Annotated in this window: 18 protein-coding genes; 6 read left to right on the top strand and 12 right to left on the bottom strand. The window is 72.7% G+C overall.

Annotation, left to right across the window (positions count from 1 at the left end; translation table 11 throughout):
* Nucleotides 1-120: 120 nt before the first annotated feature.
* On the bottom strand, nt 121-945 hold the full coding sequence (locus tag E1262_RS00740) for a tryptophan 2,3-dioxygenase (protein ID WP_203453402.1): 825 nt from the start codon (nt 943-945) through the stop codon (nt 121-123).
* Between the two features lie 31 nt (nt 946-976).
* Here E1262_RS00740 and E1262_RS00735 point away from each other — a divergent pair, with 31 nt between their 5' ends.
* A complete protein-coding gene (locus E1262_RS00735) occupies nt 977-1,474 on the top strand; it encodes a DUF2505 domain-containing protein (RefSeq protein WP_162605700.1) in 498 nt (165 codons plus the stop codon).
* 87 nt (nt 1,475-1,561) lie between these two features.
* On the opposite strand, the gene E1262_RS30075 is transcribed toward E1262_RS00735, so the two are convergent.
* The 3 genes from E1262_RS30075 to E1262_RS00720 all read right to left on the bottom strand — a co-directional run bounded on the left by E1262_RS30075 (nt 1,562) and on the right by E1262_RS00720 (nt 4,877).
* Nucleotides 1,562-2,098: a hypothetical protein gene (locus tag E1262_RS30075; RefSeq protein ID WP_203453401.1), complete on the bottom strand. Its 537-nt coding sequence runs from the start codon at nt 2,096-2,098 to the stop codon at nt 1,562-1,564.
* A 75-nt stretch (nt 2,099-2,173) separates the two neighbouring features.
* Complete coding sequence (gene pruA, locus E1262_RS00725) at nt 2,174-3,814, bottom strand: L-glutamate gamma-semialdehyde dehydrogenase (RefSeq protein WP_132101118.1); 1,641 nt, start codon at nt 3,812-3,814, stop codon at nt 2,174-2,176.
* Nucleotides 3,815-3,893: 79 nt separating this feature from the next.
* Nucleotides 3,894-4,877: a patatin-like phospholipase family protein gene (locus E1262_RS00720; RefSeq protein WP_132101117.1), complete on the bottom strand. Its 984-nt coding sequence runs from the start codon at nt 4,875-4,877 to the stop codon at nt 3,894-3,896.
* A gap of 286 nt (nt 4,878-5,163) precedes the next feature.
* Here E1262_RS00720 and E1262_RS00715 point away from each other — a divergent pair, with 286 nt between their 5' ends.
* Nucleotides 5,164-5,982, top strand: a complete 819-nt coding sequence (locus tag E1262_RS00715; protein ID WP_132101116.1) for an Rv3235 family protein — start codon at nt 5,164-5,166, stop codon at nt 5,980-5,982.
* On the opposite strand, the gene E1262_RS00710 is transcribed toward E1262_RS00715, so the two are convergent.
* Both E1262_RS00710 and secA read right to left on the bottom strand, forming a co-directional pair.
* A complete protein-coding gene (locus E1262_RS00710) occupies nt 5,943-6,908 on the bottom strand; it encodes an SGNH/GDSL hydrolase family protein (protein WP_162605698.1) in 966 nt (321 codons plus the stop codon). The two genes, E1262_RS00715 and E1262_RS00710, sit on opposite strands and share 40 nt — an antisense overlap.
* 132 nt (nt 6,909-7,040) lie before the next feature.
* Nucleotides 7,041-9,935 carry a preprotein translocase subunit SecA gene (gene secA / locus E1262_RS00705; protein ID WP_132101114.1) on the bottom strand — a complete coding sequence of 965 codons (2,895 nt, stop codon included), beginning with the start codon at nt 9,933-9,935 and terminating at the stop codon, nt 7,041-7,043.
* A gap of 147 nt (nt 9,936-10,082) precedes the next feature.
* On the opposite strand from secA, the gene E1262_RS00700 reads away from it, so the two are divergent.
* Nucleotides 10,083-11,204 (top strand): GNAT family N-acetyltransferase, encoded by a 1,122-nt coding sequence (locus tag E1262_RS00700; RefSeq protein ID WP_132101113.1) that lies wholly within the window; start codon nt 10,083-10,085, stop codon nt 11,202-11,204.
* Nucleotides 11,205-11,232: 28 nt separating this feature from the next.
* Here the strand turns inward: E1262_RS00700 and E1262_RS00695 are convergent, their stop codons facing one another.
* The 6 genes from E1262_RS00695 to mtrA all read right to left on the bottom strand — a co-directional run bounded on the left by E1262_RS00695 (nt 11,233) and on the right by mtrA (nt 18,605).
* Nucleotides 11,233-12,450, bottom strand: coding sequence for a winged helix-turn-helix domain-containing protein (locus tag E1262_RS00695; protein WP_132101112.1), 1,218 nt, complete (start codon nt 12,448-12,450; stop codon nt 11,233-11,235).
* A 226-nt stretch (nt 12,451-12,676) separates the two neighbouring features.
* Nucleotides 12,677-13,333 (bottom strand): ribosome hibernation-promoting factor, HPF/YfiA family, encoded by a 657-nt coding sequence (gene hpf / locus E1262_RS00690; RefSeq protein ID WP_132101111.1) that lies wholly within the window; start codon nt 13,331-13,333, stop codon nt 12,677-12,679.
* A gap of 184 nt (nt 13,334-13,517) precedes the next feature.
* Nucleotides 13,518-14,294: a ComF family protein gene (locus E1262_RS00685; protein WP_132101110.1), complete on the bottom strand. Its 777-nt coding sequence runs from the start codon at nt 14,292-14,294 to the stop codon at nt 13,518-13,520.
* A 70-nt stretch (nt 14,295-14,364) separates the two neighbouring features.
* Nucleotides 14,365-16,119, bottom strand: coding sequence for an LpqB family beta-propeller domain-containing protein (locus tag E1262_RS00680; RefSeq protein ID WP_132101109.1), 1,755 nt, complete (start codon nt 16,117-16,119; stop codon nt 14,365-14,367).
* Nucleotides 16,112-17,923, bottom strand: coding sequence for an MtrAB system histidine kinase MtrB (gene mtrB, locus E1262_RS00675; protein ID WP_203453400.1), 1,812 nt, complete (start codon nt 17,921-17,923; stop codon nt 16,112-16,114). Before mtrB ends, E1262_RS00680 begins: the two co-directional genes overlap by 8 nt.
* 4 nt (nt 17,924-17,927) lie before the next feature.
* Nucleotides 17,928-18,605 (bottom strand): MtrAB system response regulator MtrA, encoded by a 678-nt coding sequence (mtrA, locus tag E1262_RS00670; RefSeq protein ID WP_046769651.1) that lies wholly within the window; start codon nt 18,603-18,605, stop codon nt 17,928-17,930.
* A 238-nt stretch (nt 18,606-18,843) separates the two neighbouring features.
* Here mtrA and E1262_RS00665 point away from each other — a divergent pair, with 238 nt between their 5' ends.
* The 3 genes from E1262_RS00665 to E1262_RS00655 are packed head-to-tail and all read left to right on the top strand — an operon-like array spanning nt 18,844 to nt 22,144.
* The gene (locus E1262_RS00665) at nt 18,844-20,265 is read left to right on the top strand and encodes a DUF7847 domain-containing protein (protein ID WP_132101108.1); all 1,422 of its coding nucleotides are present in this window, start codon (nt 18,844-18,846) and stop codon (nt 20,263-20,265) included.
* A complete protein-coding gene (locus tag E1262_RS00660) occupies nt 20,262-20,927 on the top strand; it encodes a DUF4129 domain-containing protein (RefSeq protein WP_132101107.1) in 666 nt (221 codons plus the stop codon). The genes E1262_RS00665 and E1262_RS00660 overlap by 4 nt, the downstream gene beginning before the upstream one ends.
* Entirely contained in the window at nt 20,924-22,144 is a 1,221-nt protein-coding gene (locus E1262_RS00655; protein WP_132101106.1) for a DUF4350 domain-containing protein, read from the top strand. Before E1262_RS00660 ends, E1262_RS00655 begins: the two co-directional genes overlap by 4 nt.
* Nucleotides 22,145-22,183: the final 39 nt, after the last annotated feature.

Here is a 22,183-nt window from a genome sequence, read left to right as displayed (position 1 = left end):
CACCAGGATTTCTGGAGCCTCACCACGATTGCAGGCGTGGTGATGCTCCAGAAAACGTGGTGACGTGCCCCGCGACCCACGGAAGCAGCAGGCGAGCGTCATTTCGGGCTCGGCGGTGGGTCAGAGCCAGGAACGCAGCTCCCAGAGCAGCGGGTAGTAGCGGACGTCGAGGCGGCTGCGCAGGTAGGAGGCGCCGGACGAGCCGCCGGTGCCGGTCTTCGTGCCGATCATCCGCTCGACCATCGTGACGTGCCGGGCCCGCCAGCCGGCGGCCATCTCGTCGTGCGTCATCAGCGCCTCGGCCAGCTCCCAGACGTCGCCGTACCCGCCGCGGTCGTGCGCCGCGATCCGCAGCGACGCGCTGACCTCGCCGTCGCTGCCGGCCGCGAGGTCGTGGGCACGCAGCACGGCGACGAACGCGTCCCAGAGCGTCGGTTCCTCCAGACGGCGGCGCAGCCGGGCCGACTCCTCCTCCGTCAGGCCGCGGAACCGGCGCAGGAACGCCTCGTCCTTCGCGCCGGAGATGAACTCCAGCTCCCGGAACTGCACCGACTGGAAGCCGCTCGCCGGCGCCAGCCGTGCGCGGAACTGGAGGAAGTCCTGCGGCGTCATCGTCTCCAGGACGCCGACCTGCTCGATCAGGATCCGCTCGATCTCGTGCACCCGGTTCAGCAGGTGCCGCGCCCACCATAGGCGGTCGTCGAACATCGCTTGCCGGGTCGCCTCCAGCTCGTGCAGCAGCTGCTTGAACCACAGCTCGTAGACCTGGTGGATGGTGATGAACAGCAGCTCGTCGTGAGCATCGGTCTCGAGGCGCTGCTGGTCGAGCAGCTGCCCGAGACGCAGGTACGTGCCGTAGCTGAGCCGGGCACCGTCCTCGCCGAAGTGCGCGGAGGGCGGGCTGATGGCCGCCTCCGTCGCCCGGATGTGGTGGTCGTGTGTCACGTCGCCAGCGTATGGGTCAGGATGTGGAGCCATGGACCTGTACAGCGAGCTGCGTTTCGACGCCGATCCGGCAGCGGTCTTCGCGATGCTGACCGACGAGGCCTACATCGGCAAGAAGACCATGGCCGCCAACGCGATCCGGCACGAGGTGACCGTCCGGCGCGACGGCGACCGCGTCACCATCGACCTGCTGCGGGTGATGCCGCCGGACGTCCCGGACTTCGTCCGCCGGTTCGTCGGCGAGACCATCAACATCAAGCAGAAGGACACCTGGGGTCCGGCGGCCGCCGACGGGTCGCGCGAGGGCAGCATCGCGCTGGAGATGTCCGGGGCGCCGGTGAAGGCCACCGGCACCATGACGCTGTCCCGCAACGGCGGCACGTCGACCGTACTGACCATCAAGGGCCTGCTGAAGGCGTCGGTGCCGCTGGTCGGCGGCAAGATCGAGCAGGCCCTCCACCAGGGGCTCACCGAGGCGGCGAAGATCGAGGAGCGGGTCGGGCGCGACTGGCTCGCCGGCCGCCGCTGACTCACGGCCGGTCACGGCGCACGTCCGCCGTCGTCCCGGCCCACATGCGCCGGCACCCGGCCGTCACCTACGCGACGGAACTCCCCTTCAACGGCCTGGGACGCCGCCGTCGAGAGCGCGCAGCGACACGTTCCGCTCGGCGGCGCCGGCGCGGCGCCCGGGCTGCCGCGGCGCGGGCGCCTCTGTGGCCGGCGTGGACCCGGCATCGGACGACTCGCGCTCGAGCAGCGCCTCGGCCAGCTCGGCCGGGCCCGTGACGGCCATGGCCAGCGCGCGGCCGAGGTCGTCGCGGTCGATGGGCTCCTCGGCGGTGCGGCGCAGCCGGTCGGACAGGTCGATGACCTTGTCGGCGGTGCCGAGCGTGGCCCGCGCGGCCATCAGGTGGCCGCGCTGCAGCGGCCGGCCGGCGATCATCAGGGCCAGCGCCTCGGCGGTGTCGCTCCAGTCTGACGCCGGCGCCTGCTCGCCGATGAGGCCGGCGACACCGGCCATCACCCGGTCGGACGCGGCGACGAGACGCTCGGCGGTCTCGCTGTCGCTGTCGAGGGAGGCCAGCCGCAGTGCTACTGCGGTGACCAGTGCGCCGTCGGCCGGACTCCGACGGGGCTGGGACAGCAACCGCACCGCTCGTGCAACGTACGGCCTGGTCGACAGCCGGTCATCCATCACGCTTGACACCTCGTGTTCTCGTCTCTCGGCTCAACCCATGTGCGGGTACTCGTGCGTGTGCGGCGGGGCGAACGTCTCTTTCACGGCTCGAGTGCTCGTCCACCGTAGAAGATTCTGCACCGAACCCGCCTTGTCATTCGTCCCACTGGCCCGACTTCCGCCGAATGGCTGCTGCCCGACGACCGCTCCGGTGGGTTTGTCATTGACATAGAAGTTACCGGCTGCGAAGCGTAGCGCTTCCGTGGTATGAGCGACAGCCGTCCGGTCCTGGGCGATGACGGAGCCGGTCAGCGCGTACTTCGCCACGCCCTCCAGCTGCCGGACGACCGTGTCGTAGTCGCCGTCGTCGAACACGTGGACACCGAGCAGCGGGCCGAAGTACTCCGTGACGAAGACGTCGTTCTCGGGATCTGTGCTCTCCATCACGGTCGGCCGGACGAACCAGCCCTCAGAGTCGTCGAGGACGCCACCGGCGACGATGTCGACGGACGCGTCGGCCTTGGCCCGCTCGACGGCGGCGGCGTGCTTGGCGAACGCGCGCTCGTCGATGACGGCGCCGAGGAAGTTCGCGAGGTCGGTGACCGGCCCCATCGGCAGCGACTCCGTCAGCGACAGGAAGTCGTCGCGCATGCGGGCCCAGACGCTGCGCGGGACGTACGCGCGGGAGGCGGCGGAGCACTTCTGCCCCTGGTACTCGAACGCGCCCCTGATGAGCGCGGTCCGCAGCACGTCGACGTCGGCGCTGGGGTGGGCGACGACGAAGTCCTTGCCGCCGGTCTCGCCGACCAGCCGCGGGTAGGTCTTGTAGGTCGCGATGTTCTCGCCGACCGTCCGCCACAGCGTCTGGAAGGTCGCAGTCGAGCCGGTGAAGTGGATGCCCGCGAGGTCCGGGTGGGTCAGAGCGACCTCGGACACCGCCAGGCCGTCGCCGGGCAGCATGTTGATCACGCCGGGCGGCAGGCCGGCCGCCTCGAGCAGCCGCATCGTGTAGTGGGCGGCCAGCTGCTGGGCCGGGCTCGGCTTCCAGACGACGGTGTTGCCCATGAGGGCGGGCGCGGTCGGCAGGTTGCCGGCGATCGCGGTGAAGTTGAACGGTGTGATCGCGTAGACGAAGCCCTCGAGCGGCCGGTGGTCGACGCGGTTCCAGACGCCCGGCGCGTGCGCGACCGGCTGGTCGGCCAGCAGCTGCCGTCCGAACGCGACGTTGAACCGCCAGAAGTCGATCAGCTCGCACGCGGCGTCGATCTCGGCCTGGTAGGCGGTCTTCGACTGGCCCAGCATCGTCGCCACGTTCAGCGTCTGCCGCCACGGGCCCGCCAGCAGCTCCGCGGCCTTGAGGAACACCGCCGCGCGGTCGTCGTACGACAGCGCCCGCCACCCGGGCGCGGCCTCCCGCGCGGCGTCGATCGCGGCCTGGGCGTCGTCCTTGCCGGCATGCCGGAAGGTGCCCAGTACGTGCGCGCGGGCGTGTGGCTGGACGACGTCGGCCTCCGGGCCGCTGCCCATCCGCTGCTCGCCGCCTATGGTCGTGGTCAGCTCGTACTGCCGCGAGGCGATGTCGGTGAGCGCGTTCTCCAGCTCGGTGCGCTCCGGCGTGCCGGGAGCGTAGGTCAGGACCGGCTCGTTGACCGCCGGCGGAACGTTCGTGACGGCGTCAAACCCACCAGGCATGGTTCTCACTGCTCCGATCGTTCGGCTCCTGCCACTACGTCCAACGGTCTCACCGCGCCGCAGGTGCCGCAGCCGGAGGTCAACCGGCGTCAGCCCACGACCGTCCCTGCGCGAGCGCCGCCGCCGACGTCCGCAGCGACGTCTCCAGCACGGCGATCCGCCGGCCTGTGTCCATGACGTTCGCGCCGATCGCTGCGAGGTCCTCCGGGCCGGGGCCGAGGATGGTGACGTCGGTGCCCGCGGCGCGCAGCTTCTCCGCCTCGTGCAGGCAGCGCCGGGTGCAGCGCCGTCGCCAGCGCCGCTCCAGCCGCGACAGCAGCGCCCGCGGGTGGTCCAGCTCGAACGACACCATCGGCGCGACGACGTAGACCTCGTCGAGGCCGAGCCCGCCGAGCAGATCGACCGACGTGGCGGAGCAGGTGCCGCCGTCGACGTAGCGGTGGCCGCCGATGACGACCGGCGCGAACCAGCCCGGGATGGCGCACGAGGCCATGACGGCCTGCGGCAGGGACGCGCGCGGCTCGCCCGGCCGGCCGAACGGGACCCGGCGCCCGGTCTCGTAGTCCATCGCGACGATCCAGACGCCGGAGTGCGGCGACCACCCGGCGTGGGGCCCGGTGACCGCGTCGACCAGGTCGCCGATGCCGTCGAGCGAGCCGCGGCCGACCGGCAGCAGCGCCGACAGGACGGCCGTCGGCGGCATGCGGCGCAGGCGGCGGACATTGCGGCGGACCATGGCCGGGGAGCCGACGCCGAACCGAGGCAGCTGCGGGCGCGAGCCGCCGGTGGCGGTGTCGTAGTCCCAGGTGTGGTCGGCGAGCGGCCCGGCGATGGGCTGGCCGAGCTGATGGTCGCGCAACTGCTGGGCGTCGACACCGGCGCCGAGCAGGGCGGCCAGCACCGAGCCCGCGGACGTGCCGAGGATGTAGTCGAACGACCGGAGATCGGCACCGGTCGACTCTTCGATGGCACTCAGCGCGCCGACCATCCACGCCGCGCCCAGGACACCACCACCGCCGAGCACCAGCCCCCGTCGGGGTCCCGTCTGACGAATGGCCTCCATCTGTTGATTCTGCTGTAACAGACTGGTTCGTGCCACCGATCACCATCCGAGACTGGCGTCAGACCTCGCGGTCGGCCATAGGCGAATGGGTCCGAATGTGACCGAGCCGTGATTGCCCGGTCACCCCACCGGTTGCCCGGCTACCCGTCCGGCGGTCTCCAGAAGTTGCCCTGGTTGCCCGGACCGCCGGGCAACTGCCCGTCTCCGCGACGCCGTTGACCCCTGCGGCCCCCGGTGGATTCGATGCTCGTGACGCCGCACGACCCCGCCCACCCAGGAGGCCTCGATGACCGCCACGTCCGCGCCGCCCGAACAGTACGTGAGCCGCGTGCGCCGGTTGCCGGTGCCGGTCACGGAGCCGCCCTTCGACGACGAGCTCGGCATCGTCCTGCCCCGCGGCGAACCGTGGCCGCTAGGTGGGGCGCCCGCCCCGGGGACGCCGATCCAGGGGACGCTGCCGCTCGGCCTGGAGCCCGACGCCGCGTTCGACGACCAGCTGCGGCCGATCATCGCCGGTGAACCGGCAGTGACGGACAGTCTGTGGCTGCGCTACCCCGGGCCCGAGCCTCATGCCGCCACTCCCGGCCCGCCGCTCGCGCGCGCCTCAGTGCCAGCACCTACTTCGGCGCGGAGGCGACGAGCCAGTTCCGACGCGGACGAGCTTCCCGATCCGCGCCGGTGGACCGCCCGGCTGGCGCGGTCGGCGCTGGAGTGCCTGCATGGCCGCCGCCCGGTGCAGCAGCTGGTGCGCTGGACCGCCGAACCGGTCTATCGCGAGCTGACCCGCCGGGCCGGCGCCCCGGAGGCGGCGCCCGCCGAACGGCCACGGATCCGGGCGCTACGGGTCTGCCGCGTCACCGCCTCCGTGGCCGAGGCGAGCGTCGTCGTGCAGCTGGGGCGGGCGACGCGGGCCGTGGCCGTCCGCCTCGAGGCCGACGACGGCCGGTGGTTGTGCACCGCCTTCGACCTCGTGGAGCCCAACCCGGCCCGCCGCACCAACCGCCGAAGCAACCGCGCCGCCGCCCGCGGCCTCGGCCGTCCCGGCGTCCCGGGTGCCGCCCGGGGTCAGCGCGAGGCCCAGGCCTCCTCGAACGCGACCGCGTAACCCGCCTGGCCGTTCCCTGTCGGATGGAAGGAGTCGCGCACGAAGGACGACACGATGTCCCACTGCGGCTGATACGGCGACGCGCTCGCGGTGGTCGGCTCGGTCGAGTCGGTCCACGAGATCTTCAGCCCGTAGAGCCAGTCGCCGGGTGTGTTGGCGCACGCCTCGTGACCATCGAACACGGCGGCGACCTCGTCTGACGCCGACTCGACGCCGGCTTCGGCGGCAGCGTCGTCGATGACGTCGTTGAGCAGCGCACCCAGCCGGCGGATCATCTGCCGCTCGGACGTCGACAGCAGGCCGGTCAGCGCCGGGCAGTCGCTGCGCACCGCCGGGTCGGGGACGAGCATCGGATACCCGCCGACGATCACCTCGTCGCCCGGCGCGGCCGCCTGGACCGCGTCGTAGAGCTGGACGAGTGGCTGGCGCAGGCTGGTGATGAGTGCGGTCAGGTCGGCCTCACGGCGGGTGCAGGACACGAACGACACCAAGCAGTTGACCAGCTCGTCGGCGAAACCGGCGTCGTTGCCGCCCACCGTGACGGTGATCAGCCGGTCGCCGGCGCCGGGGATCCCGGCCAGCTGCCGCACCTGCTGCATCACTTCGGGAATCGCCGCGCCGGAGCAGGCCAGCAGCGTCCGGTCGGTCACGGCATTGCCGAAGACCAGGTTGTTCCACGCCTGTGGCGTGCGGTCGCAGTCGTCGAGGTAACCGCCGGCACCCAGGCCGGACGAGTACGAGTCGCCCAAGGAGATGACGGCCGGCGGCGCGTCGTCCGCAGCCTCCGCCGGCTCTGTCGCCGACGCGTCCGCCGCCGCGCCGAGGGCCGCCCCCACCAGCACGACGGCCGCCACGCTGAGCGTGACGGCCGTTCGGGCGATGGAGCGGGGGGATCGCTGGGGGTGGGTGGTCGAGGTCTGGTTCATGAGCGCTGCACGGCCGGTAGCAGCCGCTCCTCCCATCCGCCGTCCGGGGATTGTGACACTCGGCATCACCGAACGTCACAATGGACGATAGCGGACGGAAGCCGTATGCGGGCGACATTCCGGCAACAACGGCTAGTTCGCCGACTGCTCCGAACTCTGCGCGGCGTGCCGCGGATCGCCGTGGCAGCGCTTGAACTTCTTCCCGGAGCCGCACGGGCACAGGGCGTTGCGCGAGACGTTGCTGAAGTCGAGCTCGCCGTCGTCGGTTCCCGCGGCGTGCGCGCCACGCTCGCCGTCGGCACCCGAGGCCACGAATGCGCCCGCACCGGCCGCGCCGGCCTGGCCGCCGCGGGCCGCCTGCGCCTGACGGGCCGCCGGACGCACCTGCTCGACCTGCCGCTGCACGCGGGCGTCGCCGTCGACCGTCGGCGCGGTGTACTGCAGCTGCTGCGGCCGCTGGGCTGCGCCGAGACCCTTGGCCTGCACCACCGGCGCGCCGGGCGCCGTGGGCGCCGCGCCGTCGCTCGGGGCCTGCACCTGGACCTCCAGGTTGAACACCAGGCCGACGGACTCCTCCTTGATGGCATCCATCATGGCGGCGAACAGGTCGAACCCCTCGCGCTGGTACTCGACCAGCGGCTGCTTCTGGGCGAACGCCCGCAGGCCGATGCCCTCGCGCAGGTAGTCCATCTCGTAGAGGTGCTCGCGCCACTTGCGGTCGAGCACGGTGAGCAGGACCCGGCGCTCGAGCTCGCGCATGACCTCGGTGCCGAGCTCGGCCTCGCGGCGCTCGAGCGCGGCGTGCGCGTCGTCGACCAGCCGCTCGGTCAGCCCGACGGGGGTGAGCGCGTTGCGGCCGCCGGCCTCCTGCTCGACCTCCTCGACCGTGACGCCGACCGGGTACAGCGTCTTGAGCGCCGTCCACAGCTGGTCGAGGTCCCAGTGCTCGGGGTAGTTGCCGGCCGTGGCGCCCTGGACGTACGCGGTGACGGCGTCGTCGAGCATGCCGGTGACCTGCTCGTGCAGGTCCTCGCCGTGCAGGACGCGGGCGCGCTCGTCGTAGATGACCATGCGCTGACGGTTGAGGACGTCGTCGTACTTGAGGACGTCCTTGCGCATCTCGAAGTTCTGCGCCTCGCGCTGCGTCTGCGCGCTCTTGACGGCGTTGCTGACGCGCTTGTGCGAGATGGGGACGTCGTCGGGCTGGTTGAACGTCCGCATGATCATCTCGACCCACTCGCTCTTGAACAACCGCATGAGGTCGTCCTGCAGCGAGAGGTAGAAGCGCGACTCACCCGGGTCCCCCTGACGGCCGGACCGGCCGCGCAACTGGTTGTCGATGCGGCGGGACTCGTGCCGCTCGGTGCCGAGGACGTAGAGACCGCCGAGCGAGCGGACCTCCTCGCGCTCGGCCGCGACCTGCGCCTCGAGCTTCTCCAGCGTGGCGACCTCGGCGGCCTTGTACTCGTCGGGGTTCTCGATGGGGTCCAGCCCGCGCTGCTTCAGCTCGGCCTGCGCCATGAACTCGTGGTTGCCGCCGAGCATGATGTCAGTACCGCGACCGGCCATGTTGGTGGCCACGGTGACCGCGCCCTTCCGGCCGGCCTGCGCGACGATGGCCGCCTCGCGCTCGTGCTGCTTGGCGTTGAGAACCTCGTGCGGGACGCCGCGCTTGCGCAGCAGCTGCGACAGCCGCTCGGACTTCTCGACGCTGGTGGTGCCGACGAGGACCGGCTGGCCCTTCTGGTGCCGCTCGACGAGGTCCTCGACGACCGCGGCGAACTTCGCCTCTTCGGTGCGGTAGATCTCGTCGTCCTGGTCGATGCGGGCCAGCGGGCGGTTCGGCGGGATCGGCACGACGCCGAGGTTGTAGATCTTGTCGAACTCGCTGGCCTCGGTCATGGCCGTACCGGTCATGCCGGAGAGCTTGTGGTAGAGGCGGAAGAAGTTCTGCAGGGTGATGGTCGCCAGGGTCTGGTTCTCCTGCTTGATCTCCACCCCTTCCTTCGCCTCGATGGCCTGGTGCATGCCCTCGTTGTAACGGCGTCCGCCGAGGATGCGGCCGGTGTGCTCGTCGACGATGAGCACCTCGCCGTCCTTGACGACGTACTCCTTGTCGCGCCGGTACAGCTCCTTGGCCTTGATGGAGTTGTTGAGGAACTGGATCAGCGGCGTGTTGGCGCTCTCGTAGAGGTTGTCGATGCCCAGCCAGTCCTCGACCCGCTCGATGCCGGGCTCGAGGACGCCGACGGTGCGCTTCTTCTCGTCGACCTCGTAGTCGGTGTCGCGGCGCAGCCGCTGGGCGATCTTGGAGAACTCGGTGTACCAACGGGTCGGCTGGTCGGCCGGGCCGGAGATGATGAGCGGCGTACGGGCCTCGTCGATGAGGATGGAGTCGACCTCGTCGACGATGGCGAAGTGGTGGCCGCGCTGCACCTGGTCCTCGACCCGCTGCGCCATGTTGTCGCGCAGGTAGTCGAAGCCGAACTCGTTGTTCGTGCCGTACGTGATGTCGGCGCCGTAGGCCTCGCGGCGCTGGGCCGGCGTCAGGCCGTTGAGGATGACCCCCACATCGAGGCCGAGGAAGCGGTGGATGCGGCCCATCCACTCGGCGTGGTAGCTGGCCAGGTAGTCGTTGACGGTGACGACGTGCACGCCCTTGCCCGTGAGCGCGTTGAGATACGACGGGAGCGTGGCGACGAGCGTCTTGCCCTCACCGGTCTTCATCTCGGCGATGTTGCCGAGGTGCAGCGCCGCGCCACCCATGATCTGGACGTCGAAGTGCCGCTGGCCGATGACGCGCTTGGCCGCCTCGCGCACCGTCGCGAACGCCTCCGGCAGCAGGTCGTCGACCTCCTCACCGTCGGCGAGGCGCCGGCGGAACTCGTCGGTCATGCCGCGCAGGTCGTCGTCAGACATCGAGATGAAGTCGTCCTCGATGCTGTTGACCTGTCTGACGATCGCCTCGAGACGCTTGATGATCTTGCCTTCGCCGGCACGGAGGATCTTGTCGAGCAGAACAGGCACGCGGGTCAACTCCTATGCAGCGGGCTTGGGCGTTCGTTGCGCCCGGTGGCTCCTGAGATACAGAGGCTCCGTCGGTCCATGGTACGTCGGGTCACGGAAAAGATAACGACTCGACCTCGAAGCGCGGCAGCGGGCAGGATGCAGGACGTGCAACCGTTCGAGCTCCGCGGCGAGCGCCTGCTGCTCGCGGTGCCGGTGGCGGCCGACATCGACCGCATCACCGAGCTGTGCCAGGACCCCGAGATCCAACGCTGGACCACGCTGCCGTCGCCGTACACCCACGACCACGCGAAAGGCTTCGTCGAGGACGTCGTCCGCACCGGCTGGGAGACGGAGAAGAACCTCACCTGGGCGATCCGCTCGCCGGAGGACCGCCTCGTGCTGGGGATGATCGGCCTGCACGTCGAGGGCGACGGCGCCGCCGAGGTCGGCTTCTGGCTGGCCCCGGAGGCACGCGGGAGCCGGCTGGCCTCGCGGGCGGTCCGGCTGGTCGCCGAGTACGCCTTCGCCGACATCGGCCTCGGCCTCACGCATCTGCACTGGCGGGCGTCGGTGGGCAACTGGCCCTCGCGGCGGGTCGCGTGGTCGTGCGGGTTCCGTGTCGAGGGCAAGATCCGCGGTGGCGTCGCGCGGCGCGGCATCCGCGAGGACATCTGGGTGGCGACGCTGGCGGCCGGCGAGCCGATGCGCCCGGCGTCGCCGTGGCTGGACATCCCGACGTTACCCGGCTCGGGGGTGGTGCTGCGCCGGTTCGCCGCCTCCGACGCCGACGCCGTCGCCGAGGCCTGCAACGACCCCGTCACGCAGCACTGGCTGGGCGGGCTGCCGTCGCCGTACACCAAGGAGATCGCGCGCGCCTACATCCGCGACCGCGAGGAGGAGGCGGCCGCCGGGCGGGGCGTCCACTGGGCGGCGGCGCTGCCGGAGGGCGGACCGGCGATCGGGGCGTTTTCGCTGATGGGCCTGCTGTCGCATGACGGCGGCGCCGAGATCGGTTACTGGGTGCACCCGGCGGCGCGGGGGCGCGGCGTGGCGACCGAGGCGGTCGGGCTGATGGTGCGGCACGCCTTCGGGCCGGTGTCGTCCGGCGGACTGGGGCTGCGGCGCTTGGTGATCGCGCACGTGACCGGCAACGACGCGTCGCGCAAGGTGATCGAGCGGGCCGGCTTCCGGCCGTACGGCGTGGAGCGGGCGGGCGAGCGGATCCGCGGCGGCGTCGTCCTCGACCTGCTTTGGTACGACCTGCTGTCCGACGACCCGCTGCCCTGACGGGGTGAGCCGCCGGCCGGCGAACGGGTCAGGCGGCGGCGCGGTGCAGGGCCTCCTGAAGCGGTGCGGCGAGGTCGCCGCGGCCGGTGGTCGTCACGCCGGAGAGGCCGAGCCAGCCGGCCAGCGACACCAACTCGTCGGCGAGTTCGTCCGGGGTGTCGGCCGGTGAGCCGGGCTCGCCCCACGCGGACTGCACCAGCAGGACGTCGCCCTGCCGGTCGGCCTTGAGGTCGACCCGGGCCACGAGCTGGTCGCCGAGCAGGAACGGCAGGACGTAGTAGCCGTGCACGCGCTTGGCCGGCGGGACGTAGATCTCCAGCCGGTACCGGAAGCCGAACAGCGCCTCGGTGCGGGCGCGTTCCCAGATCAGCGAGTCGAACGGGCTCAGCAGCGCCCGGGCGTCGAGCCGGCGGGGCACCCGGGCGTCGCGGTGAAGGTAAGCGGGCCGTTTCCAGTCCTCGACGGTGATCGGCAGCAGCTCACCGGCGTCGACCAGGTCGGCGATGGCCGTCTTGGCGGCGTCGACGGAGAGGCGGAAGTAGTCGCGCAGGCACTGCTCGGACCCGACGCCGTGGGCGCGGGCGGCGATGCGGATGAGCTCGCGGTGCGACTCCTCGGGCGTCGGTGTGGGAACGGCGAGGACCTCGCGGGGCAGCACCCGCTCCGGGATGTCGTAGCGCCGGGCGAACGAACCGTTGCGACCGGCCGACGTGACCTCGCCGGACCAGAACAGGAACTCGAGCGCCGTCTTGACGTCGGACCAGTTCCAGCCCCAGTTGCTCTTGTCGCGTGGGGCGTCGTGCTCGATCTCCCCGGCGGTGATGGGGCCGAGCCGCTTCACCTCGTCGAGGACCCAGGCCACGAACTCCGGCTTCTCGCGGGCCAGGCGCCGGATGCCGCCCCAGGCGAGCTTGTCGGCCCTGGCCATGCGCCCCCGCAGGTACGGCTGAGTGCGGACGGGCAGCAGCGACGCCTCGTGCGCCCAGTACTCGAACAGCATGCGCGGCGACTTGTTGGCGGCGCGGTCGAGCTCGGCGCGCGGATAGGGGCCGAGGCGGCTGAAGAACGGCAGGTAGTGCGAGCGCGAGAGCACGTTGACGGAGTCGATCTGCACCACGCCGAGGCGGTCGACGACACGGCGGATGGCGCGCCGGTCGGGGCTCGGCGGCCGCGGGTCGGCGAACCCCTGGGCAGCGAGCGCCACGCGCCGTGCCGCGGCGTTCGTCAGCTTCTCTCGTCGGGCCATGCCGCGAAGTTATCAGCGGGCACCGACAAGGAGGGTTATGCAAAACCGACGGGCTCTAGGTGGCCGAAGGTCCCCTGGGTCCTCGGGCCTCGGTCCCGTGCGTATGTCGACTGGAGAGAGTTCGTGATCTTTGCATCACCCGACTTACGACGAGGCCGATGGTCGGGCGGCCGGAGACGATCATCGGCACGCCCTCCGTGAGGACGTGCCGATGAGGTGGGACGGGTCAGACGTCGAGCCTGATGACGCCGTAGTCGTAGCCGCGGCGCCGGTAGACGACGCTCGGCATCTTGGACTCGGCGTCGACGTACAGGTAGAAGTCGTGGCCGACCAGCTCCATCTCGTAGAGCGCCTGGTCGAGCGTCATCGGCTCGGCGCGGTGCGTCTTCTCGCGGACCACCATGGGGCCGGAGTCGGGGACGGCGTAGGCGTCGAGCGGCTCCTCGACCGCGGTGACGGCAGTGGCGGCGGGCGTGACGGCGGGCGGCGCGGGCGCCGGCGTCGGCTGGGCCGGGATGGTGGAGGCGCCGTCGAGCCCGGCGGTGGCGGCGGCGACGGAGATGGGCGTGCGGCTGCCCCGGTGGACGCGGCGGCGGTCGGCGGCCTTGCGCAGCCGCGCGACGAGCTTGTCGGTGGCGAGGTCGAGCGCGGCGTACCGGTCGGCGGCGGCCGCCTCGGCCCGGATGACCGGGCCCTTGGAGTGCAGGGTCAGCTCGACCCGTTCGGAACGGTCGGTCTGTCGTGGATTGGCTTCGGCCGTGACCTCGACGTCCACCCGGATGACCTTGTGAGCGATCTTGTCGAGTTTGGAGAGCTTCTCCGCGACGTGGCTACGGAACCGCTCCGGCACGGTCGTGTGACGGCCCTTGATGACAATGTCCACTCGAAACCTCCCGGTCGTCGTGGTCAGACTGTCGAGCAGCACCCGCGCGCTCAGATGACCGGGAGTCGCACCCGGCCCTCCTCGTGAGTTCGAGGATCGACAATGGGTGCCATGCACAAACGTTAGCCGTTCGTCGCCTTCCGTACACGTGGATCCCCCCGATTTCTGCTACGCGAGGCCGACGTCACACCACAGCGATCACCGCCGCTCCGCATGGACGCAGGCCCGCCGCCTCGAGCGCCCGGGCGCTCTCGCGCAACGTTGCGCCAGTGGTCACGATGTCGTCGACGACGACCACGCAGCAGCCGGCCGCCCGGCGGCCCACGGCCCTGGTGGCGACGAGAGAGCCGTGCAGATTGTTCTCGCGTTCGCGGCGGTCCAGACCGGCCTGGTCGGCGATCCGGCGCCCGTGCCGCAACCCGGCGACGACGGTCGTCCGCTGGCCGGACCTGTGGAGGGTCGCGGCGGCCCGGCGGGCCGATCGGAGGACGGGGTCGTGCCCTCGACGGCGCACCGCAGAGGGCGCCGACGGCACGGGGACCAGCACCACCGGCCGGTCGCCGTGAGCCGCGACACGGCAGGGGGCGCCGGCCGCGAGCAGCGCGGTGACGGCGACCGCGAGGGCGTCGCCGAGCGGACCCGCCAGCGGCAGGCGGCCGTGCTCCTTGTGCTCGATGATGGCCGCTCGGACGGTGTCGGCGTAGGTCGCGGCTCCGGCCAGCGGGAGGTCGGGCCGGCCGGGGATCGACAGCACGCGCGACGCCGGGCCGAGCAGCGCGGCTCGGCAGGACGGGCAGAGTAGGCCGGCATGCTCGCCGCAGCCGGCGCAGACGCTGCCGAGCGCGAGGTCGGCGGCCGCGTGCCCAAGGCGGGCGACCGCCTGGCGCAGGCGGGTGAGCCCGCGCCGCCCGGCCGGCGCGGCGGGACCGGCCCGCTCGGCGGAGTCGGCGGAAACGATCATGGAGCCAGCATGCACCATCGGTCCGACAAGGTCCCCCGCCACCCACCGGCCAGCGCCGATGCGGCAGACGTCAGCCGGGGTAGGCCGGGCTGCGGGCCGGGCCGATCTCCGTCCACGCGTTGCTCGACCGCTGCACGTACAGCACGCCGTCGGACTCGAGGACGACGGGCAGGCCGGATGCCGCCCCCACCCGGACCGCGTCCCCAGCCGGCAGGCCGCCGCGCGGAAGCGTCTCCTGGCCGGACAGCGCCGCGTAGTACGGCTCCACCGTCGTCTCCTCGGTGGTCGACTCTGTCGTCGACTCGGTCTCGAGCAGGATGACGACGGTGTCGGCGGCGCTCCAGGACGGGCTGGACGAGCTCCACGCGACGTCGCGGGCAGCGCCGCCGGGGCCGATGGGCCGCGGCTGGTCGATGAGGATCGTCGCGTCGCTGTCGGCGTCGCGGATGACGTTGGCGACCATCGCCTCGCCGTCGACGATCAGCGCGACCCGGGTGCCGTCAGGTGAAACCGCGAGGCGCTCGACGTCCATGCCGGCGAGGTCGGGAGCGCTGACGGCGACGGGCTGGCCGTCGGGGCGGATGACGACGATGCCGTGGCCTTCGACGCCGTGGTCGACGACCCAGACGAGGCCGGTGCGGTCCCAGGCCGGCGAGGTGAGGTGGACGCCCTGGTAGAGGGTGTCGAGCGGCTCGTCCTCGCCGAACGACGCCACCCGTATGGTCGTCCTGTCGCCACTGATCACGACGCCGCGGTTGGCGGCCAGGTTCACCGCCACCTCGAGCGCGTCGGCCTGCTCGCCCAGCGGCCCGGGGACGGGGGCCGGCTCACCGTCGGACACTGACACGACGCCGGTCTCGCCGATCGCGTACAGCGGCGTGCCGGACGGGAGCACGGCCGGGTCGTACGCGCTCAGCGGCGGGTCGTGCGGCGACAGCGGGTCGCCCTGGATCAGCGGCAGGTTGTTCGCCAGCACCTCGACCCGCTCGACCTCAGGCAGCACGCCGAGCGTCCAGGCCAGCTGGGCGACCATGCGCTCCCGCTCCTCCGGCCCGGCCAGCGCGGCGTCATCGCTCAGCTCGATGGTCGCGACGCCGTTGCGGACGGGGACGGCGTCGACGCCGAGCTCGGTCTCGGGGCGGAACGCCGTCGCGACGGCCGGCGCGAGCCATTCCGTCGGTCCGCCCAGCACCTTGCGGGCCAGCAGCGTCGCCGTCGCGTCATTGGCGGTCCGCGGCAGGTACACGACGTCGGGCACCAGCACCTCGAAGCCCGGATCGAAGAAGTACACGTTGCGCGCCTGGTACTCGCGCTCGAAACTGAAGTCCGAGATCAGGATGCCCGGCGCCGGGTTGGCGATGCGCCACTCGCCGTCGACCTGCTCCAGCTGCAGGTCGAACGCCGGCGCCACCGTCGGCCGGACGCCCTCGCGGAACGCGCCGTCGGCGCCCACCTCGCCGCGCGGCGTCGTCCGCACGTGGACGGTGTTCTCGCTGAGCTGCTCGAGGGCCGGCTTGGCCTCGTAGTACACCCCGACCCGGGCAGACGGGTCCCACTCCGCGGCGGCCTCCTCGGTGAGGTACTCGCGGGCGGTCTCGTAGCCGGGCTGGTACGAGGCCATCGCCTCGATGAAGCCGTCGACGATCTGCAACGGCGTCATCCCCGGCCGCGGCGGCGCCTCGATGACCTCGATGTAGCGGCTCTGGTCGTCCGGCTGCGGCGAGCCGGCGTCGACCACCGGGCCGGACGTCGGGATCTCGCTGCACCCGGCGACGACGGCGGCTGTGGCCAGCACGGCGACGGTGAGGACGACGCGGCTACGCACGCCGCCCCACCTCCTCCGCCGACGCGGCCGGCGCGGCCGGCGCCTCTTCGGGAGGCGCGGCGGACGAGACCGGCGACGACGCGTCGTCCGGCTCGGCGCGGGACGGCAGGATGCGGCGGTACGGCTCCCCGATCGAGCCGGCGTCCACCAGCCCGCCGTCGCCGACGTCGTCGGGGACCAGCGCCAGCGGCGACGAGCGCAGGTCGTCGCCGGCCAGCCGCGGCAGCGTCAGCCGGAACTGCGACCCCTCGCCGGGCTCCCCCCACGCTTGCAGCCAGCCGCCGTGCAGCCGCGCGTCCTCCAGCGCGATGGACAGCCCGAGGCCGGTGCCGCCGGTGGTGCGCGCCCGGGCCGGGTCGGCGCGCCAGAACCGGTGGAAGACCAGCGACGACTCCCCCGGCTTCAGGCCGACGCCGTGGTCGCGGACGGCGACGGCGACGGCGTGGTCGTCGGCGGCCACGGTGACGCGGACGTCGTGGCCCTCGCCGTGCTCGACGGCGTTGACGACGAGGTTGCGGACGATGCGCTCGATGCGCCGGTCGTCGACCTCGGCCATGGCCGGCTCGACCGGCACGTCGACGACCAGCTCGCTGCCCTTCTCGACGGCCAGCGGCGTGGCGGCGTCGACCACCTTGTGCACGATGTCGCGGACGTCGTACCGGCCGGCGTTCAGCGCGGCGGCGCCGGCGTCGAACCGGCTGATCTCCAGCAGGTCGGTGAGCAGCGCCTCGAACCGGTCCAGCTGGGCCTGCAGCAGCTCGACCGAGCGCTCGACGGTGGGGTCGAACTGGCCGCGCGACTCGTACAGCACGTCGGCGGCCATCCGCACCGTCGTCAGCGGCGTGCGCAGCTCGTGCGAGACATCGGAGACGAACTGCTGCTGCATCCTGGACAGGTCCTCGAGCTGGCCGATCTGATGCTGCAGGCTGGCCGCCATCTGGTTGAAGCTCATGGCCAGCCGGGCGAGGTCGTCGCGGCCGCGGACGGCCATGCGCTCGGCGAGGTTGCCGGCGGAGAACCGCTCCGCGATCCGCGCCGCCAGCCGCACCGGCGTCACCACCTGCCGCGCGACCAGCCAGGCCAGCGCGCACAGCAGCATGATCAGCAGCACGCCGGCCGTCGCCAGCGCCGTCAGCACCAGGTCGACGGTCTGCTGCTGCTCGGTGAGCGGGAACAGGTAGTACAGCTCGTAGTCGCCGCCGTACGGGTCGGTGATCTGCCCGCCGACCGCCAGGCCCGGCACCTCGCGGCCGTCGAGGTAGTGGATCGACGTGTACGTGCGGAAGATCCGCTCCTCGTCGGCGACCCGCTCGCGCAGGGAGTCGGGGACGCTCCGCGGGCTGACGCCGGAGCGGTAGGTCCGGGCGCCCTCGTCGCCGAGCACGACGATCTCGTAGAGCGGGTCGCTCGCGGCGGACGTGTTGCCGCTGGCGGCGAGCGTCTCGACGATGCGGGTGATGGTCTGCCGCAGCTCGTCGGGCGGCGCGTCGGACACCGCGAGGGTGCGCTGGGCGCTGTCGACGCCCGCGGCGGCGTCGGCCACGGCCGCCTCGGCGTGCGCCTGCAGCAGCCCGTCGGTGATCTGCCGCGACAACGTCACGCCCAGCAGCGACACGACGACCAGCGACAGCGCGAGCGTCGCCGTGATGACCCGCAGCTGGATGGAGCGCCGCCATGCGCCCCGGACCAGCCGCCACGGCCGCATCGCCCACTGGGCCAGGCGCGGCAGGAACCGCGACAGCGCTTCGGCGCCCGCGCCCGCCGCTGCCGCCCGCGCGCCGTCGCCGCCGACGGGACCGATCACCCGATCACCCAGGACCGGCCTTGTACCCCACACCACGGACGGTCACGACGATCTCGGGACGTTCGGGGTCGTGCTCGATCTTGGAACGCAGCCGCTGGACGTGCACGTTGACCAGCCGGGTGTCAGTGGCGTGGCGGTAGCCCCACACCTTCTCGAGCAGCTCCTCGCGGGTGAACACCTGCCAGGGGCGGCGGGCCAGGCAGGCGAGCAGGTCGAACTCCAACGGCGTCAACGAGATCGGCTGGCCGTCGCGTTTGACCGAGTGCCCGGCCACGTCGATGACGACGTCGCCGACCTGCAGCGTCTCGGGCTTGGGGTCGTCGGTGCGGCGGAGCCGGGCGCGCACGCGCGCGACCAGCTCCTTCGGCTTGAACGGCTTGACGACGTAGTCGTCGGCGCCGGACTCGAGGCCCACGACGATGTCGACGGTGTCGCTCTTGGCGGTGAGCATGACGATGGGCACGCCGGACTCGGCGCGGATCTCCTTGCACACGTCGATGCCGTCGCGGCCGGGCAGCATCAGGTCGAGCAGCACGAGGTCCGGCTTGAACTCACGGAAGGCCGGCAGCACGTCATCGCCACGGGTGATGATGGCGTGCTCGTAGCCCTCACCACGCAGCACGATCCCCAGCATCTCCGCCAACGCGGTGTCGTCATCGACGATGAGCACACGTCCCTTCATGTCCATATCGTGACACCGAAAAGGCCTCAGAGTGAAAAAGTCGCTCGCCAGCGTGCCGCCGGGACGCGCCGATAGCTCGTCTGAGCGATGTCCGCGGGACGTGACAGGATTGAGGTGAGACCGGCGTGTCCGCGGGTTGCGGGGCACGCGACGGCGATCGGCCACAGCGCCTTCGGGGCGTGCAGAGCATGCGCCGGATCGGCTGCAACGGCCGGCCGGCGCCGGAGAAGGGAGCCCGATGTCCGGGATCGCGGGGTCGCCTCCGCCGGACGACGACGCGGCGCGCGACGACGACGCGTCGCGGCGTGACGACGCGGCCCCGGCAGGTGGGGGCGCACCGGCGCCGCCGCCGTATCCGGGCTGGTCGCCGCAGCAGCCCGGCTGGACGCAGCGGCCGGGCAGCGGAGCGGGCGCGAGCGCTCCGGGCGGCGATGCACCGAGCGGTCAGGACGGCGGGTGGAGCGCCGGCGGCTGGGGTCCGGACGGCGGTCGGGACCAGTCCAGCGGCCAGCAGGGCTGGCAGCAGCCGTCCGCCGGCCAGCAGGGTGGCTGGGACCGGCCCGGCGGACCCACGTACAGCGGTCCCGGCGGCCCGGGCGGCCAGACCGGCGGCCCCGGGTACGGCCAGGGCTACGGCGCATGGTCCTCCGTCCCCGGCTCCTCCTGGCAGGCGCCCGACGTGAAGCCGGGGGTCATCCCGCTGCGCCCGCTCGGGGTCACCGAGATCCTCGACGGCGCCATCACGACCATCCGCCGCAACCTCGCCGCCATGCTCGGCCTGTCCGCCGTCGTGGCGGCGGCGACGCAGATCATGTCGGCGGCGGTGCTGGCCTCGGTGTTCGGCGAGGCGATCACCGAGCCCGACCTCGGCATGTCCGACGCCGAGGCGCTGGACTCGCTGGCCCGGGGCATCCCGGCGGCGCTGCTCGGCTGGCTGGTGACCGTCATCGCGACGGTGTTCCTGACCGGCGTGCTGACGGTGGTCGTCGGGCAGGCGGTGCTGGGCCGCGACCTCAGCATCGGCGAGGCGTGGCGCGAGTCCAAGGGCCGGCTGCCGCGGCTGCTCGGACTGACGTTCCTCTACACCCTCATCTACTTCAGCCCGATCATCGCGGTACTGGTGCTCGCCGTCGGCCTGGCGGCGGCCGGCGGGGTGACCGGTGCGGCTCTGGCGTTGCTGCTGGGAGGGCTGGCCGCGGTCCCCGTGACGATCTGGCTGTACTCGCGCTATGCGCTCTCCACGCCGGCCCTCATGCTCGAGACGACGACGGTCGACGGCGTAGTGCGGCCGATCCGCATCCGCGAGTCGCTGCGGCGGTCCGCGGCGCTCGTCCACCGGTCGTGGTGGCGGGTGTTCGGCATCCTGACGCTGATCGTGGTCATCACGACGCTCATCGCGCAGGTCGTGGCGGTGCCGTTCGGGGTCCCGTCGATGCTCGGCACCAACGCGGCCGACGACCCCGTCACGTGGTACGTGCTGAACACGCTGGCCGGCATGATCTCGGCCACCATCACGGCGCCGTTCGCCGCGGCCGCCACGGCCCTGCTGTACATCGACCGGCGCATCCGCCGCGAGGGCCTCGACATCGAGCTGGCCCGGGCGGCCGGCGTCGACCTGCACGGCCGCGGCGGCACCGGAGCGCCACCGGGCTCGCCGTGATCGCGGCGTCGGTTCCGGTCGACCTCGGCCGCGACGAGGCCCGCGACCTCGCGCGGGAGGAGCTCTCGAACCCGTCCTACGAGCGCGACACCCCGATCCTCACGAGGGTGCTGCGCTGGCTCGCCGAGCAGGTCGACCGGATCCTCGACGCCGCCACCGGCACGCTGTCCAGCCAGCTCGGACTGGCCATCGTCGTGGCCATCGCGGTCGCGTTCGCCGCCTTCGTCATCCTGCGGGCCGGGCCGCTCGCCCGCCGCGCCGCCGACCGCGTTGGCGCCGTCCTGCCCGACCGTCCGCGCAGCGCCGCCGAGTACCGTGCCGCGGCCGACGACGCCGCCGCCCGCGGCGACTGGACCACGGCCGTCGTCGAGCGGTTCCGCGCCGTCGTCGCCGGGCTGGAGGAACGCGGCGTCCTCGACCCGCGGGCCGGCCGCACCGCCGACGAGGCGGCCCGCGAGGCCACCGCCGTCCTCGGCGAGCTCCCGCGCCCGACCGGCGGCATGCAGGCCGGCGCCCGGCTGTTCGACGGCGTCCGCTACGGCGGCGCGGCGGGGACGAAGGCCGACGACCGGCTGCTGCGCGACCTCGACCACTCCGTGGCCGCGGCGAAGCCCCGGCCCGAGCACGCCGGCGACGGCCCCGTCCTGGCGGTCCCCCGGTGAGTACCACGACCACGGCGCCAGAGTCCCGGCCGCTCGACCCCACCGGCGCCGACGTCTGGCGGCGCTGGCGCCGGCCGCTCGCGGTCGTCGTGTTGCTGCTGCTCACGGCCGTGATCCTGGGCATCGTGCAGAGCCGGGCCGGCCGCGGCTACCTCGATCCCGAGGGCGTCGACAACCCGGGCGCGCGGGCGCTGGCGCGGCTGCTGGCCGACCAGGGCGTCGACATCACCCCGGTGCGGGCCGGCGCCGACGCCGTCGCGGCCGCGGGCCCGCACGACACCGTCCTGGTGACGGTGCCGGACCTGCTGACCAGCGGGCAGATCGATCGACTCATCGACACCGGCGCGCGTCTGGTGCTGGTGGCGCCGGAGCTCCGGGTTCCGGACTACGCGCCCGGGCTGTCCGCCGTCCTGGTCGACGAGCCCGGCTCGGTGGAGCCCGGCTGCGAGCTGCCGGTCGCGGAGCGGGCCGGGTCGGTGCGGCTGGGCGGACTCGGGTACAGCGGCGACGTGAGCCGGTCCGAGGGCGCCACCTGCTACCCCGTCGACGGCGAGCCGTCGCTGGCGGTGACCGCCACCGAGGCCGGCAGCCAGGTCGTCCTGCTCGGCACCGCCGACCCGCTGACCAACGAGCACCTCGACGACGACGGCAACGCCGCGCTCGCGCTGGGGCTGCTCGGCCAGACGGAGCGGCTGGTCTGGTACCGGCCGATCCCGGAGCAGGGCGCCGACGCACCGGCCGCGTTCACCGACCAGCTACCTGGCTGGGTCCGGGCCGGCGCCTGGCAGCTGGCGATCGCCGCGCTGCTGGCGGCGGCGTGGCGGGCCCGGCGGCTGGGCCGGCTGGTGACGGAGCCGCTCCCGGTCGTCGTCCGCGCCAGCGAGACCACCGAGGGCCGGGCCCGGCTGTACCGCCGCGGCCGGTCCCGCGAGCACGCCGCGATGCTGCTGCGCACAGCGGCGATCCGCCGGCTGGCCGCGACGGCGCATCTACATGCCGGTGAGCTGGGGCCGGACGCCGTCGACACTCTGGTCACCACGCTCGCCACCCGCACCGGCCGCCCGGCCGTGAAGATCGCCGCGCTGCTGACCGGCCCGCCGCCGGCCGACGACGCCGCCCTGGTGCGGCTGGCCGACGACCTCGACGCCCTGGAGAATGCCGGTGTCCCCCGGGCCACCGGCACGTCGCCCACCGGAAAGGATCCCCGTCCATCGTGACCGACGCGTCCACCGAGCAGAGCCCACCGCCGCCCAGCC

The sequence above is a fragment of the Jiangella aurantiaca genome (assembly GCF_004349105.1).
Classification (GTDB): domain Bacteria; phylum Actinomycetota; class Actinomycetes; order Jiangellales; family Jiangellaceae; genus Jiangella; species Jiangella aurantiaca.
The sequence above is the reverse complement of the archived record's forward strand: the minus strand, read 5'-3'. Positions and strand labels throughout refer to the sequence as shown.

Coding starts and splice junctions, on each gene's coding strand:
- E1262_RS00735 (WP_162605700.1), top strand. CDS start 977: ATGGACCTGTACAGCGAGCTGCGTTTCGACGCCGATCCGGCAGCGGTC.
- pruA (WP_132101118.1), bottom strand. CDS start 3,814: ATGCCTGGTGGGTTTGACGCCGTCACGAACGTTCCGCCGGCGGTCAAC.
- E1262_RS00720 (WP_132101117.1), bottom strand. CDS start 4,877: ATGGAGGCCATTCGTCAGACGGGACCCCGACGGGGGCTGGTGCTCGGC.
- E1262_RS00715 (WP_132101116.1), top strand. CDS start 5,164: ATGACCGCCACGTCCGCGCCGCCCGAACAGTACGTGAGCCGCGTGCGC.
- E1262_RS00710 (WP_162605698.1), bottom strand. CDS start 6,908: ATGAACCAGACCTCGACCACCCACCCCCAGCGATCCCCCCGCTCCATC.
- E1262_RS00695 (WP_132101112.1), bottom strand. CDS start 12,450: ATGGCCCGACGAGAGAAGCTGACGAACGCCGCGGCACGGCGCGTGGCG.
- E1262_RS00685 (WP_132101110.1), bottom strand. CDS start 14,294: ATGATCGTTTCCGCCGACTCCGCCGAGCGGGCCGGTCCCGCCGCGCCG.
- mtrA (WP_046769651.1), bottom strand. CDS start 18,605: ATGAAGGGACGTGTGCTCATCGTCGATGACGACACCGCGTTGGCGGAG.
- E1262_RS00665 (WP_132101108.1), top strand. CDS start 18,844: ATGTCCGGGATCGCGGGGTCGCCTCCGCCGGACGACGACGCGGCGCGC.